A 14,703-nucleotide genomic window follows, 5' to 3' on the forward strand; every position below is an offset into this window, starting at 1 on the left:
TCTGCTGCCCCAACTGGGCTCAGGGACAGCAGACCATTGGCGCTGAAATCTAGAGACTCTCAGGCTCTTTGCCGGAGACCACCGGGGCGATCGCACTGAGTTTGAGTTCGGGATGGTCAGTCATCACCTGTTGGCAGTTCCACTCGTTTTTAAACAGCAGAACAGGGCGATCCCAGCTGTCTTTGACGGTAACGGTGTTAAACAGTCGGCCCGCTTTTTCGAGGGCCTCCCAGCCGCCGTCAACCCAGCGGGCCACGGCGTAGGGCAGCGGCTCAATGCGGGTTTCGACGTTGTACTCGTTTTGCAGACGGTACTGCACCACCTCTAGCTGAAGCTGGCCCACCGCCGCCAGAATCGGGTCGCGCTTCGACTCGTCGGCGGAGAACATGATCTGCACCGCTCCTTCTTCACGCAGCTCGGACACACCCTTTTGGAACTGCTTGTACTTCGAGGGGTTGGGGTTTTTGAGGTAGGCAAAAATCTCTGGCGAAAAACAGGGAATGCCGTCATACTCCAGCCGCTTGCCCTGGTAAATGGTGTCGCCGATCGCAAACACACCGGGGTTATTTAGACCAATCACATCGCCGGGGTAGGCTTCTTCAAGCGATTCGCGACCCTGGCCAAACAGCTTTTGGGGGTGCGACAGCCGCACCGACTTGCCGCTGCGGGCGTGGCTGACCACCATATCTTTCTCAAACTTGCCCGAGCACACCCGCACAAAGGCGATGCGATCGCGGTGTTTGGGGTCCATATTGGCCTGAAGCTTAAACACAAACCCCGAGAAATCTTCGTTGGTGGGGGAAATTTCGCCCAGGGTACTGTTGTGGGCCGAGGGCTTAAGGGCATAGTCCAAAAACGCATCGAGAAACAGCTGCACGCCAAAGTTGGTCATGGCACTGCCAAAGAATACCGGGGTCTGCTGCCCGGCGTGGACAGCGTCGAGATCTAGCTCTGGCCCCACTTCTTCGATCACCTCCAGCTCTTCTTTGAACTGGTAGTAGAGGTCTTGGTCGAGCAGGTCTTCGATGCGGGGGTCGCCAATATCGAGCACCGTGTTTTTGGCCGCTTTTTTGCCGTGGATGCTGCGTTCAAACAGGTGAATCTGCTGGTGGCGACGGTCATATACGCCCTTGAAGCGATCGCCCATGCCGATGGGCCAGTTGACCGCGTAGGTTTGCAGGCCCAGCCGCTGCTCAATTTCATCCAGCAGCTCCAGGGGTTCGCGGGCGGGGCGATCCATCTTGTTGAAGAAGGTGAAGATGGGCAGCGATCGCATGCGGCACACTTCAAACAGTTTCAGGGTTTGCGGCTCTAGACCCTTGGCGGCGTCTTCGAGCATCAACGCGTTGTCGGCGGCGGCCAGGGTGCGGTAGGTGTCTTCGCTAAAGTCCTGGTGGCCGGGCGTATCCAGCAGGTTGATGGTGTAGCCGCCGTAGGCAAACTGCAACACCGTAGAGGTAATTGAAATCCCCCGCTGCTGCTCCAGCTCCATCCAGTCGGAGGTGGCACTGCGCTGGGCGCGCTTGGCCTTCACCGCCCCAGCTTCTTGAATAGCGCCTCCGTAGAGCAGCAGCTTTTCGGTAAGCGTCGTTTTACCAGCGTCGGGGTGAGAAATGATGGCAAAGTTGCGCCGTTGCTCTACCGCTGCGGCAATATCGGCGGAGGTGGCGGCGGTAGAAACAGCGGCGTCAGTCATGAACCGAGGATACTCGTAAAATTGGCACTTTTTTCTATTGTAGAGTCTGGTTCCGGCAAAGCGAAACTGGGCTGACAAAGGCCACCCCTGGCCCAAGGCTTTGCCCTACAGCAAAGTAGAATGCTAAAATCTTACCAACGTCTTACCCAGAGTAGTCCACCCACCTATGGAAGTCACTCGTCTGTCAAGCAAAGGTCAGGTGATTATTCCCAAAGCGCTGCGGGTTGCCCACCACTGGGAAGCAGGGCAAGAATTGATTGCTGTGGATGTAGGCGACGGCATTTTGCTCAAACCCAAAAAGCCCTTTGAACCCACCACCCTGGCCGAGGTGGCGGGCTGCCTGAAGTATGCAGGCCCACCCAAAAGCCTGGAAGAGATGGATTGCGCTCTGCTTCAGGGCGTACGGGAGCAGTGGCATGATCGCCGTTGACACCAATATTATTGTGCGACTCATCACCCAGGATGACGAAGCCCAGCACCGGGCCAGCATAGAACTCTTTCAAAAACCAGACATCTTTATTCCTGACACGGTGATTCTGGAGACAGAGTGGGTGTTGCGCTTTGCCTACGGCTTTAAAGCCAATGAGATTTGCGCCGCCTTAAGAAAACTCTTTGGTCTGCCCAATGTCTATCTCGCCAACGAAAATTTGACGGCCCAGATTTTGCAGTGGTACGAAAACGGCCTGGATTTTGCCGCAGCCCTGCATCTGGCCACGAGCCAGCATTGCTCTGCCCTGTATACCTTCGACAATGCGTTCGTCAAACGCGCCAAAACGCTCACCGACCAGCAGGTTCAAAAACCATAGGGTGCTTTCCCACTGCTCAGCAATTGTGTGTGAGCACATTCGCACCAACCATGTCAATCAAATCAAAAACATATTACTATATCGTTAGATAATGAATTGGAGTTGAGCCATGCTCATGGAATGGTGGTATGGGCTGTTTGGCGGCATTCTCATTGGTCTTAGCGCCACGCTGCTGCTGGCCTTTAATGGACGAATTACGGGTATTAGCGGCATGGTCAACGGGGCCATTACCTTTGCCGCCGCTGAGAGCTGGCGCTGGCTGTTTCTGCTGGCCCTAGTAGCGGGCGGCCTGATTTACGAATACGCCCTGGCCTCTCAGCCCACGCCGACCTATCCCTTCGCCCCCGCCACCATGATTGGGGCCGGGCTGCTGGTGGGCTTTGGCACCCGCATGGGCAACGGCTGCACTAGCGGCCATGGAGTCTGCGGGCTGGGGCGGCTGTCGGGGCGATCGCTCGTCGCCGTCCTCACTTTTATGGCTGCTGGCATTGTCACTGTATTCATCACCCGCCATCTGCTGGGCTGGGTTTAATTGAGGTATTAACTATGACAACTCAAGACGCATCCACCCCCAACACCCTGGCCCAAAACCTGGTAACTCTCGCCGCCGGGCTGCTGTTTGGCCTGGGCTTAGGCTTTTCGCAGATGATCGACCCCCAGCGGGTGATTGGCTTTTTAGATTTGTTTGGTAACTGGGACGCCACCCTGGCCTTTGTCATGGGCGGAGCGGTGCTGGTGACGCTGATTAGCTTTCGCTTCATTCTGCGGCGGCCCCATCCCCTGTTGGACAGCAAATTCTTTGTGCCCAACCGCAGCGATATCGATCGCCCTCTGGTGCTGGGTGCGGCCCTGTTTGGCATTGGCTGGGGGCTAGGCGGGTATTGTCCTGGGCCTGCGATCGCCGCTCTGGGCCTGGGGTCAGCCAATCCGGTGCTGTTTGTGGTGGCGATGATTGCCGGGTCGTTAGCCCACAAAGCCCTCAACCCTCCCCCGCAGCCCTAGGGCAGATTGGTGCCGCGACCGGCGAAAAATTCGCTACCCTAAACGGTCGTGTAGCGTAAGCAGCAACAAGGATGGCAGCGATGGGGACTGTGGGCAAAATTGCGGTGGGTTTAGCCCTCGGGGCGACTCTGTTCAGCGGCGGGCTGGGGTCTGCTCTGGCGAAGGAATCAGCATCGTCTACGGCAGAAGCGGCGCTGGAAAGTCGGTTGAAACAGACGCGATCGCAGTCCTACCGCTACGCCATGCTGGCGGGCTACTCCGCCACCGAGCGGGGAGACTACCACACCGCCTTGATCAACTTTCGTCGGGCGCTGACGTATCGACCAGGCGATCGCTACGCCACTGCTGGCATTCGCAACATGCAGACCTACATCGCCCAAGAGCGGGCCGAGGCCGCCAAGCAGGCCGAAATCGTGCAGCGCCAGGCCACCCTAGCTGCCGCTGTAGAGGCCAGCGACTGGGCCTGCGCCGCCGCCTCGGTCGATCGCCTGGTGGTGCTGGTGCCGCCCACCTCCGCCGATCGCGCTCGACTGATTGCCTACCGAGGCGAGCTGGCCGGGTTCATTCAGGCCAGGGCCAACCTGGATCAGTGGTCTACGGTTTGTCCCGGAGGGCAGGTTTAGTCGGTCAAAGCCCCATAGGGTTAGGAACACCAACACGGCATAATAACTATTGGGTGCGAACCCAACTGTCTTTGCCCCATTGCCTCCTGTACATGAACTACCTGGTCGCCGTTTTAGACAATCGCATCAAAGCCGAAGAAGCCTACAACGCCCTTGAAGAAGCCAGTCTGCCCAAAGACAACTTCGACATTCTGGGCAAAGGCTTTAAGTCCGCCGACGAGTACGGGCTCATCGACCCCGCTAACCAGGCCTGGAAACAAATTCGCCTGATGATGGTGTGGCTAGTGCCCTTTGGCTTTATCGCCGGGTTTAGCTTCAACCTGATCACCGGGCTAGATACCTTTGCCTTTACGGGGCGATTGGGCAACCAGATTATTGGTGGGCTGCTGGGCGCGATCGGGGGCTCTATGGGTGCCTACTTTATTGGCGGCGGTATGGGCATTCTCGGCAGTGGCGATGCTGTCTCGTACCGCAACCGTCTCAACGACGGCAAATTTTTAGTGGTGGTGCGCGGCTCCGAGGCGGTGGTTCGCCAGGCCACCCCCATTCTGCGCAAGTTTCGCCCCGAGAATATCCAGGGCTATTCGGGGAGCTAGGGCCATGCCGTCCATCAAAACCGCCGATATCGTTGTGATCGGCAGCGGCATTGGTGGCCTATGCTGCGGTGCACTGCTGGCCCGCTACGGCTATCGCGTCACGGTCTGCGAAAGCCACACCATCCCTGGTGGAGCGGCCCACGGATTTGAGCGCCAGGGGTTCATTTTCGACTCGGGGCCATCGCTCTACTCGGGGATGTCGTACCGGGCTTCCACCAATCCGCTGCGCCACGTGCTCGATGCGGTAGGCGAAGGGGATAGCGTTACCTGGGCCAACTACAACACCTGGGGTGTGCGCATTCCTGAAGGTGACTTTGACACCACCGTGGGCAACGATCAGTTCGCCGATCTGCTGCGGAATCTGCGGGGCGAGGCCGCCGTACAAGAATGGCGTCGCCTGCAAAAGGCGATGGTTCCCCTGGGCAAAGCGGCTACTGCCCTACCCCCCGCCGCCCTCAGGTTAGATCTGGGTGCCGCGCAAACCGTCGCTCCCTACGCGTGGGAACTCCTACGCAATGCTCCAGCGCTGTCCCAATCCAGCCAGCCCTTCAGCACCGTACTCGATCGCACCATCCGCGATCCCTTCATTCGCCACTGGATGAATATGCTGTGCTTTTTGTTGTCGGGCCTGCCCGCCGAGGGCACCAGCACCGCCGAAATGGCCTTTATGTTTGCCGAGTGGTATCGTCCGGGCGTCACTCTTGACTATCCCATTGGCGGCAGCGCGGCTCTAGTCAATGCCCTGGTGCGCGGTCTAGAGAAGTATGGTGGCACTCTGCGGCTGGGCGCTCACGTCAAGGAAATTTTGGTGGAGGGCGATCGCGCTACAGGAGTAACTCTACGCTCGGGAGAAGTCCTCAGCGCAGGCACCGTGATCTCCAACGCCTCCATTTGGGACACGCTGAAGCTGGTGCCCGATGGAGCCTTGCCAAAGACGTTTGTAGAGGAACGCCAGGCCACCCCGGAGTGCCCCAGCTTTCTGCACCTGCACCTGGGCATTGATGGTGAAGGACTGCCGCCCGATCTAGCCTGCCACTACATCACCGTGGAGGATTGGGAACGAGGCATTGACGCCCCGCAGAATCTCATCGTCATGTCGATTCCTACGGTGCTCGATCCGTTGCTGGCTCCGCCGGGCAAGCACACCATCCATGTCTACACCCCCGCCACTGAGCCCTACGAACTCTGGCAGGGGTGCGATCGCCGCAGCCCCGAATACGCCCAGCTCAAGGCAGAACGGGCAGCACCCCTCTGGCGTGCCCTAGAGCGCATCATCCCCGATGTGCGCCACCGAGTAGAGGTGGAATTGGTCGGCACCCCCCTTACCCACGAGCGTTTTTTGCGCTGCCACCGGGGCAGCTACGGCCCCGCCATCTCGGTTCAAGATGGCCTCTTCCCAGGGCCAAAGACCCCGCTGGAGGGGCTGCTCTGCGTGGGCGGTTCTACCTTCCCCGGCATTGGCCTACCAGCGGTAGCTGCTTGTGGGCTGATGACCGCCAACACCCTGACCTCGGTCAGCCAGCACCGCCAAATGCTGCGCGACGTGCTGGGGTAGGCGAACACACCTACTAATCTTCATCTGGGTACTGCTCCGGGGCCTCGCCGTAGGCTTCCAAAATTTCTCCAAGAACCTTGGGCTTTTTGCGCTTAGCTATCTTAGTTTTCTGAAACCCTTTCGAAGTTTCAGGCTCAATGCCATCTAGAACGAGCTGAATCTCCCAGCAGTCACCAAGGTCAGGTAGGTAGTCTATCGTGTCACCCACTTGCAGCGGCAGGCTACCAACCTTGACCTCGTCGGTAGATAGATCGCCATAGGCATAGGGATGTGTAACCTCCATCACTCGCCCAGCGGATGTTTTGAAAGTGAACTTATGAAGATAGTCGTGATCATCAAACTCAATTGACTCTAGAATCAGGCCGCTTAAGTCGTCTAAGGTAGCTTCGCCAACTACGGCAACGCGCCGCCATGCCTTGCCTAGGGATACCTTAAAAATGTGCCGCTCTGGACGAAACTCAGTACTGGACAACAGCAGTGGCTCGACATCGTCGTCGTTGAGGTTGTCAAGCTGTCGGAGGTTAAAAACCATGACTATTTCCCGGAAATTAGCCGGCGGACGCGTTGCTTACAGCCTACTACGAGGGACTGGTCTGGTTAAGAGAAGAGTGCCAAATTTCCATAACACAGCCCAAAAAATACGCGCAACAATCCTAGCAGCGTCGGCATCTCCCCAATACCGTGCAGCAGTGATTCAGATACCTCGCCATCCAGCGTTAGCCGGTAAAACTTCCAGCCTTCACCGTTGGTGACAATGCCGTAAATATCCATTGCTCGGCTCAGCTGGTGGTTGACCCATTGGCAGGCCTGAATTTCTACTAGGCACTGAGCGGCTCCCTGCTCGAAGTCGTCTTTTTTGGCCTCAATCACACAGCCAAAGGGAGCCTCCAGGTAAGCTCGCCGCTCAGCGATCAGGTAGTCCACATTGCCGCAAACGGTTTCGCCCTCCAGGTAGGCTCCTTTCCAAACCTTCAGCCGCTCAAAGCCCTCTAGGCCTTCTTCACAAATGGCATCAATGAGTAGGGTTTTAGAGGCCTCCAGGCTTTCTAAGTCAAATCGTTGCAGTCGCTCTAACCGCTCGCGAAAGAAGTCGCTCACGGGTACCGGTTCGGCGGCAAGTGTCCACCGCTTGAGTTCGGTGACTTCCAGGTGCTTAAACGCGTCCCGATAGGTGAAGCTAGAGAACGGTCTCTTGCGCTGTTGGGTAGCCTGAGTCATGGGTCAGTATCAGGGTTATTGTCCCCATTATGTGCCCTTTCCCCTCTAGGGATGCTCCCCATTGACAGGGCCGCTCTGAAAGACAGACAGCCTTACCTCCACCTACTGATTTACCCATCCCTACATCGGCTCGCGCCAGAAGGTCAGATTTTCGCCGATCGGCTGTAGCGTGGTGCCGGGGTAGTAGAACTGGAGAATGCGAGGATAGGCCCAGCCCAGATTGCCCAGGCGGTACGACCCCGTTTGACTCATGCCGACTCCGTGGCCCCAGCCACCGCCCACAAAGCGGTAGCCTGTGATCTGTCTGGCAGCAGGGGCAGCGCCGCCTGCCGCTGGGGCCTGATACATAGGCTCGACATAGAACAGCAGGCTGCGGGGGGCCGTGAGCACCCGCACAATTTCATCTTTTTTGAGCTGCACTACGCCCAGGTCGGTTTCGATGTCAATGGTCTGCACCCGACCCGAGTTAGCCCGTTCTGAAACGCGCAGCGATCGCACTTGGCTAAACCCCGCCAGTGGATGCTGCCGCCGCCCTAGATAGCCCTTGAGATCTGCCGTAATCTCGCTGAGGGTGCCCTCGTTGCGCCAGCGAAACAGTTGCCAGGTGTCTTCGTTAAAGCCCTTGTCGATGGCAATAAATCGCCGGATTGCCTCCTCGGAGTTGAGCGGGTACTGGTCGATATTCCACAGGCCATAGACCGAATCCACTACCGGACGCAGGTAGGGCCGATCTGGCCCCTCCCACACATCGCTAAAGGCGGCGGTAATGCCGCCCGTGGTGGAAGAATACAGCGCATCGACCAGCTCGTTTTGGTAGGTGAGCACCTGACCCTGGGTAGCCTGAATGGCCTGGTCGGCTACGGGTGCGGTGCCGGTCAGCCCTCGGTACACCTGGCACTGGGTGTCGGCGCAGAGTTCGTAGTCGTCGATGGCGAAGCGGCGCAGGTTGCGCAGGGCGTAGGTGCGGGCCAGCACCGTCTGGGCCTGAATAGCGGGTACCGGAGCGCTGGGGCCAATTTCGTGGGGCACCACGCCGCGCAGGTAGGTTTCGATGGGCACGCTGTTGACCAGGGTGTAGGTGCCGTAGGTGTTGGGCTGTACCCGCAGGGTGCCGCCGTAGACGCGGGTGACAGGCGGGTCGCCGGGCTGGGTGACCCGCACCCGCCCGCCGCTGGCGCGAATGTCGAGGGTGTCGCGGCCATAGCGATAGCCGTTGGCCTCAAAGTAGGCGCGGGGAATTTGGCCCACCACCTCGCTGTCGAGAAAGACCTCGGTAAACCCCTGGGCTTGCAGATTCTTAATCAACAGGCGGCGCACCAGGGGGCTGTTGTAGGTTTCGCGGTTGGCCCACACTTCCCAACTGCCGGGCTGGGCAATCTCGGGCTCAATGCCGCGATCGCGCCACTGCTGAGCACTGTATTCGGCGGTTTCAAAGCTGCGGTGGTTGCTGAGCACCACGCGCTCGCCCAGGGTGGCCTCGGGCAGTTGCTCAGGGGCTAGACCGATTACAACCCGGCCGGTGGTGACGGTCTGGGGCTGGCCCTGGGTGTCGAAGCTGAGGGTGAGCTGCTCGCCGGGCAGAGCTTCGAGGGTGATGCGGTCTTGCAGGTTTTCACCAAAGCGCTGCACAATGCCCACCTGAATCACCGGGTTTTGGGCGGCGGGGGCGGGGGCGGCGATCGCAATGGTGAGGGCGATCGCCATGCCGCCCACCGCGCCCAGCCATCGCGATCGCCGATGGCCCAGGGGTTGAAACTGAAATCGGGGTAGGGAGAGCGTAGCCATAGTGCGCTAACGAAGTAGGGTGCTGCCCGCCGTCTGTGCAGCCGGGTCAGAGAAATTCTAGCGGCTTCAGACCTTTGAGGGTGGGAATCTTTCCTGGTCTATTCCAGATAACGATTTGGCAGTTTGGGCGATAGGTTTTCATCAGAAAGTAATTTCATGCCGATAGGGGCGCGGTCATAAACCGTCGCTCGCGATCGGCGGCATAGGCAATGCAGGCTTTTAGAGCTTCTCGCGTCAGGCTTGGTGGTGCAGAAAACCCATGGCAGTCTTAACCACCAAACCTACCGCAGTGCTGATTCAAGCTGGTGCTGCTCCCACAGATCGCGGTAGAGGCCCGGCTGCTTCACCAGGTCGCTATGACAGCCCTGCTGCACAATGCGGCCTTTGTCCATCACAAAGATGCGATCGGCGGTGGCGGCGGCAGACATTTGGTGGGAGATAAACAGCACCGTCTTTTGCTGGGTGCCCTCCGAGAGGGCGTTGAGAATGGCGGTGGCGGTGCGGTTGTCCACGCTGGAGAGGGCGTCGTCCAGCACCAGAATGGGGGCATCGACCACCAGGGCGCGGGCCAGGGCGGTGCGCTGCCGCTGCCCCCCCGAGAGGGTAATGCCGCGCTCGCCGACAATGGTGTCGTAGTGCTGGGGAAAGTTCTGAATCTCTTCATCCATTTGGGCCTGTTTGGCGGCGTACTGCACCTCGGGAAACTCCATGTGCGGTTCGCCGTAGCGGATGTTGTTGTTGATGCTGGTGCTGAAGAGAAAGCTGTCTTGGGGGACGTAGGCGATCGCCCGTCGCAGATCCGCCAGGGGCAGCTCGGTGACATCGTAGCCATCCAGATAGAGCTGGCCGGGGCCGATGTCGAGCAGGCGAGGCAGGGCGTTGGCCAAAGTCGATTTGCCCGAGCCAATCGGGCCAACGATCGCGATCTGCTCTCCCGGCACAATTTTAAAGCTCACCTCATCTAGGGCCGGAATTTTGCTGTCGGGGTAGGCGTAGTTGAGGCGGCGGGCTTCTAAGGTACCCTGCACCTGCTCTAGGGGCAGGGGGATGGCGGTGGAAGCCGTCTGCACCTCGGGCTCGGCATCGAGAATCTCTTCGACCCGGTTGATGCTGACCTCGCCCCGCTGGTAGGCGGTAATGGTGAACCCCAGCAGCGCGGTGGGAAACACCAGCCGCTCCACATACAGCAGCAGGGCCACGAAATCGCCTACAGACAGCGCCCCGGTGGCGATCGCCCCCGCCCCGGTGGCCAAAATCACCAGCAGGCTAATGCTGGCAAGGCCCCCCAGCAGCGGAAACAGGGTATTGCGGGTGCGGGCCAGCTTCAGGTTGGCGTCGAGCAGACTGGTGTTGCGACGGTTGAAGGCACGGCGCTCGTTCTCTTCTTGGGCGTAGATTTTGATCAGCGCAATGCCGCTCATGTCTTCTTGAATCAGGTCGCTGAGGTCGGAGAGGCGCTCTTGCACAGTCAGTTGTTCATTGCGCAGGCGGTGGCTAAAGCTTTGCACCAGCACCAGCATCAGCGGGTAGACAATCAGCGAAATCAGCGTTAGCCGCACGCTGATCGAGAGCATTACCGGCACCGTCAGGGCATAGGCAAACAGCGTGTTGGCCAAACTCAAAATGGCAAACCCCAGCAGGCGGCGAATATTATCGACATCGCTGGTGGCGCGGCTGATCAGCTCTCCGGCGGTGTTGCGGCCAAAATAGGCGGGCTCCATGCGCAGCAGGTGTTGAAAGATGCGCTGCTTGAGGTCAAACTCCACCTGGCGGCCCACCCCAAACAGCGTAATGCGTGACACCATGCGAATCACCCACATCACCGAGGCTAGTACCAGCACCAGCAGGGCATAGTACATTACCCGGTTAAAGCTAAAGGTGACCTGCAATTCGTCAATGCCGTTGCGAATCAGCAGCGGTATCCACACGCCGACCAGGTTGACGATAAATAATGCAGCAACCCCCAGGGCCGCCTGCCGCCTGTGGGGGTTGAGGTAGGTACCCAGTTTTTGTAGCTGCGATCGCGCCATAACATCCGCCCTAATTGCCCCCCTATCCTAGACGAATTTGAGGAGCGCACTGGGCGATGGGTTGAGCATGGGCTTGAGGGTTAAACGGTTAGAAAGTTCAAGGTTGGAAAGTTTGAAGGTTCAAACGTTGAAAGGTTGGAAAGTTAAAGGGTTTAAGACTTCCCCATAGCCAACCTGCCAACTTTCCAACTGCCAACACTTTCCCTAAATCGTCTCAACCACCTGCTCCCACTGCATGCTGAAGGGGGGCAGCCAGCCCCGCAGGTAGTAGTAAACCGCGCTCAGCAGCTCGCCCCAGTAGCGCGTCGTCAGCACCAGGGCATTCACATTGGGGGCCAGGTCGGCCAGGCTGGCCAGGGTATCGCGGTTTTCTAGGTTGAGGGTCGTGTAGAGCTCGGTGGGGGCCGCCACCACCTGAATGCCCTCATTCTCAAAGGCCAGGGCGGCGCGGCGCATGGTTAACGCGGGGGCCACCAGCACTACTCGGTTGGCGTCACGGTTGGTGCGGGCCGTATCAAAGCGGCCCACGCGGGCCGGCTCGGTAAACAACCCCTGCTCGATCAAAAAGTTCTTTTGATCGACCACCGTATTGCGAATATCGGTGCCCGTGGCCTCAACCCGAATGCCCTCTGAGGGCACCCCCCGGCCCACCAGCTGCTGGCGAATCGCCTGCCGCAGGGGTTCTTGCTCTTCGCCGCTGCCAAACCGAGGCCCGGCAGTGACCGTCACGTAGGGACGGGCCAAGCTGATGCGGCTGTAGACGTTGGCGGCGCTATTCAGCCGGGCTACCAGCACCGGGTCGAGGGGGTTGTCGGCATCAATGCGGCTGCTGAGGGCGTTGGTCTGTCGGTAGGCGTCAGCGTTTTCGCCAATCACCACAATCGACACGGCCCGGTCTACGGGCACCTGGTCGATCGCAGGGCAGATGTCGCTACACAGCCGCTGCTGGCTGGCGTAGGCCCGCTGTACCGACTGTTCAGAATGGTTGACCAAGGCCCGCGCAATCAGCGGCATACTGGCGAAAAATAAGATCAGCAGCGCCACCGTCACCATGCGCCCATTGACCTTTTTCATGCCGTTGCTGAGGGACAGAGCCAGCAGCGTAATGGCCGCCCCTAGGGGCGTCAGCGGAAACACCAAAAACTGCCAAAACACCCCGATAGTGCTGTCTTCAGGGAACAAAAATGCCCCGGCAATCAGCGCCAAAATCATGGCTCCGCCAAACCAGGTCAAGAAGTTGGCGGGGATAAATTTTTTGAGCACCCACCACAGAAAGTAGCCAATGCCAAGCCACAGCAGCAGACGGGTTAAGAGGTTGAGAATATCCATAGTCAGATCGGCAACGGACAGGTGGGCGCTGTAGGGCGAAGGGCGAAATTCGCACCCTGGCCTAGGGTGGCTTTTGGGGGGCCAAACTGACCCCGCAGGAACTCTCTGCAAAGCATACTTCAGTAACGAAAACTCGGGCTATGTGCGGCCCCAATCAGCCCCAAAGTTCTCACTTACGATGGCTTGGCGATCATCTGGCAGGTGAGGGCTGGGTTAGGACAGCCTAAAACACCGGGGTTCAAGCCATTGGGCATGTCTTTCCATTTGTCGCTCTTCTACATTTTTGTTCTTTTGCTCTATGAGACTTGTAATTCTGAAGCGGCTGATGGTCGGGGTTTCGTTCTGTGTTAAAAGGAATGGGTAGCAATAATTACCGGTTATGAAATCCCTCGGCGTCTCCCGGAAAGCGTTTCTACCCCGGCTCGACGGCTGGACGCTGGGCGTGGCGCTGATCGCCCTGGTGATGCTGCTGCCGGTGGCAATTATTCTTACCAGCCTATTCACCAACACCAGCGATGCCTGGGGGCACCTGGCGGCGACGGTGCTGCCCGAGTACATTCGCAACTCGCTGGTGCTGATGGTGGGGGTGGGCCTGGGGGTGCTGGCGATCGGGGTGAGCACCGCCTGGCTGGTGAGCACCTGCCAGTTTTGGGGCAGGCGGTGGTTTGAATGGCTGCTGCTGCTGCCGCTGGCGGCCCCGACCTATATTCTTGCCTACGTCTACACCGACACGTTGGAGTACTTTGGCCCGGTGCAGACGGCCCTGCGCGGCCTGTTTGGCTGGCAGCGAGCGACCGACTACTGGTTCCCCAATATTCGCTCCATTGAGGGGGCGATTCTCCTGTTTAGCCTGACGCTCTACCCCTACGTGTATTTGCTGGCGCGGGTGGCGTTTTTAGAACAGTCAACCGCCACGCTGGAGGCGAGTCGCTCGTTAGGCTGTGGCCCCTGGCGCAGCTTTAGGGCGGTGGCGCTGCCGATGGCTCGACCGGCGATCGCCGCTGGTACCGCCCTGGCCCTGATGGAAACCCTGAACGACTTTGGCACCGTGGCCTACTTCAGCGTCTCGACCTTTACCACGGGCATCTACCGCACCTGGTTTGGCATGGGCGATCGCCCGGCGGCGGTGCAGCTCTCGGCGGTGCTGCTGCTGTTTATCTTTGCCCTGGTGGTGTTGGAACAGCGATCGCGCCGTCGGGCTCGCTACTACCAGGGCATGGCTCGCACGATTTCGCAGTCGCGCTACGGGCTGGGTGGGCTGCGGGCCGTGGGAGCCTGGCTGGTCTGTGCCGCCCCCGTGCTGCTGGGGCTGATCATCCCCACCGGGCTGCTGCTGGCGATGACGGTGCGGAACGCCGAAGACACCCTCGATGGTGACTTTGTGGTGCTCAGTCTCAACAGCTTGGTGCTGGCGGTGCTGGCGGCGGTGCTGGCGGTGCTGCTGGCGCTGGTGATGGCCTACGGTCTGCGGCTCAACGGCACGCCGTTTCTCAAGCTCTCGGTGCAGGGGGCCAACCTGGGCTATGCCGTCCCCGGCGCGGTGATTGCGGTGGGCACGCTGATTCCCCTGGCGCGGTTTGACAATGCCGTCGATGCCTGGATGCGGCAGACCTTTGGTTTTTCGACTGGGCTGCTGCTGAGCGGCACGATTATTGCGCTGCTGTTGGCCTATCTGGTGCGGTTTTTGGCGGTCAGCTTTGGGGCGATCGAGGCGGGCCTGGGCAAAATTAAGCCCTCGCTGGACGATGCCGCCCGCAGCCTGGGCCAAAGCCCCAACCAAACCCTGCTCAAAATTCATCGCCCGCTGCTGGGCAGCAGTCTGCTCACCGCCACCATGCTGGTGTTTGTGGATGTGATGAAAGAGCTGCCCGCCACGCTGATCATTCGCCCGTTTAACTTTGACACCCTGGCGGTGCGGGTCTACCAATACGCCGCCGACGAGCGACTGATCGAGGCCTCGGCCCCGGCGCTGGCGATCATTCTGGTGGGGCTGCTGCCGGTGCTGTGGCTGAGCAAGCAGATCGCCAACGAGGGTAAGGGCTGAAATTGGCCATCGAAATCAA

Annotated in this window: 14 protein-coding genes; 8 read left to right on the forward strand and 6 right to left on the reverse strand. The window is 59.3% G+C overall.

Features of this window, described 5'->3' with window-relative positions; translation table 11 throughout:
- Positions 1 to 49: 49 nt before the first annotated feature.
- Positions 50 to 1,696, reverse strand: a complete 1,647-nt coding sequence (gene prfC / locus VB780_RS18920; RefSeq protein WP_323352733.1) for a peptide chain release factor 3 — start codon at positions 1,694 to 1,696, stop codon at positions 50 to 52.
- 166 nt (positions 1,697 to 1,862) lie between these two features.
- Between prfC and VB780_RS18925 the strand changes: the two genes are divergently transcribed.
- From VB780_RS18925 to VB780_RS18955, 7 genes are all read left to right on the forward strand, one after another.
- Positions 1,863 to 2,126, forward strand: a complete 264-nt coding sequence (locus VB780_RS18925; RefSeq protein WP_323352734.1) for an AbrB/MazE/SpoVT family DNA-binding domain-containing protein — start codon at positions 1,863 to 1,865, stop codon at positions 2,124 to 2,126.
- Complete coding sequence (locus VB780_RS18930) at positions 2,113 to 2,502, forward strand: type II toxin-antitoxin system VapC family toxin (RefSeq protein WP_323352735.1); 390 nt, start codon at positions 2,113 to 2,115, stop codon at positions 2,500 to 2,502. The genes VB780_RS18925 and VB780_RS18930 overlap by 14 nt, the downstream gene beginning before the upstream one ends.
- A 115-nt stretch (positions 2,503 to 2,617) precedes the next feature.
- Positions 2,618 to 3,034, forward strand: coding sequence for a YeeE/YedE family protein (locus VB780_RS18935; RefSeq protein WP_416349249.1), 417 nt, complete (start codon positions 2,618 to 2,620; stop codon positions 3,032 to 3,034).
- A gap of 14 nt (positions 3,035 to 3,048) precedes the next feature.
- Positions 3,049 to 3,504 carry a YeeE/YedE family protein gene (locus VB780_RS18940; protein ID WP_323352737.1) on the forward strand — a complete coding sequence of 152 codons (456 nt, stop codon included), beginning with the start codon at positions 3,049 to 3,051 and terminating at the stop codon, positions 3,502 to 3,504.
- A 71-nt stretch (positions 3,505 to 3,575) separates the two neighbouring features.
- Entirely contained in the window at positions 3,576 to 4,127 is a 552-nt protein-coding gene (locus tag VB780_RS18945; RefSeq protein ID WP_323352738.1) for a hypothetical protein, read from the forward strand.
- Positions 4,128 to 4,219: 92 nt separating this feature from the next.
- Positions 4,220 to 4,723 carry a hypothetical protein gene (locus tag VB780_RS18950; protein WP_323352739.1) on the forward strand — a complete coding sequence of 168 codons (504 nt, stop codon included), beginning with the start codon at positions 4,220 to 4,222 and terminating at the stop codon, positions 4,721 to 4,723.
- Between the two features lie 4 nt (positions 4,724 to 4,727).
- Positions 4,728 to 6,278 (forward strand): NAD(P)/FAD-dependent oxidoreductase, encoded by a 1,551-nt coding sequence (locus tag VB780_RS18955; RefSeq protein WP_323352740.1) that lies wholly within the window; start codon positions 4,728 to 4,730, stop codon positions 6,276 to 6,278.
- Between the two features lie 13 nt (positions 6,279 to 6,291).
- On the opposite strand, the gene VB780_RS18960 is transcribed toward VB780_RS18955, so the two are convergent.
- From VB780_RS18960 to VB780_RS18980, 5 genes are all read right to left on the reverse strand, one after another.
- Positions 6,292 to 6,810, reverse strand: coding sequence for an IS1096 element passenger TnpR family protein (locus VB780_RS18960; RefSeq protein WP_323352741.1), 519 nt, complete (start codon positions 6,808 to 6,810; stop codon positions 6,292 to 6,294).
- Positions 6,811 to 6,875: 65 nt separating this feature from the next.
- On the reverse strand, positions 6,876 to 7,496 hold the full coding sequence (locus VB780_RS18965; RefSeq protein WP_323352742.1) for a hypothetical protein: 621 nt from the start codon (positions 7,494 to 7,496) through the stop codon (positions 6,876 to 6,878).
- A gap of 120 nt (positions 7,497 to 7,616) precedes the next feature.
- Positions 7,617 to 9,281 carry a SpoIID/LytB domain-containing protein gene (locus VB780_RS18970; RefSeq protein ID WP_323352743.1) on the reverse strand — a complete coding sequence of 555 codons (1,665 nt, stop codon included), beginning with the start codon at positions 9,279 to 9,281 and terminating at the stop codon, positions 7,617 to 7,619.
- Between the two features lie 281 nt (positions 9,282 to 9,562).
- On the reverse strand, positions 9,563 to 11,311 hold the full coding sequence (locus tag VB780_RS18975) for an ABC transporter ATP-binding protein (protein WP_323352744.1): 1,749 nt from the start codon (positions 11,309 to 11,311) through the stop codon (positions 9,563 to 9,565).
- Between the two features lie 204 nt (positions 11,312 to 11,515).
- A complete protein-coding gene (locus VB780_RS18980; RefSeq protein WP_323352745.1) occupies positions 11,516 to 12,640 on the reverse strand; it encodes a YdcF family protein in 1,125 nt (374 codons plus the stop codon).
- A gap of 379 nt (positions 12,641 to 13,019) precedes the next feature.
- Between VB780_RS18980 and VB780_RS18985 the strand changes: the two genes are divergently transcribed.
- A complete protein-coding gene (locus tag VB780_RS18985) occupies positions 13,020 to 14,684 on the forward strand; it encodes an iron ABC transporter permease (protein ID WP_323352746.1) in 1,665 nt (554 codons plus the stop codon).
- Positions 14,685 to 14,703: the final 19 nt, after the last annotated feature.

Source organism: Leptolyngbya sp. CCNP1308, assembly GCF_034932455.1.
In the GTDB taxonomy this organism is placed as follows: domain Bacteria; phylum Cyanobacteriota; class Cyanobacteriia; order Phormidesmidales; family Phormidesmidaceae; genus Nodosilinea.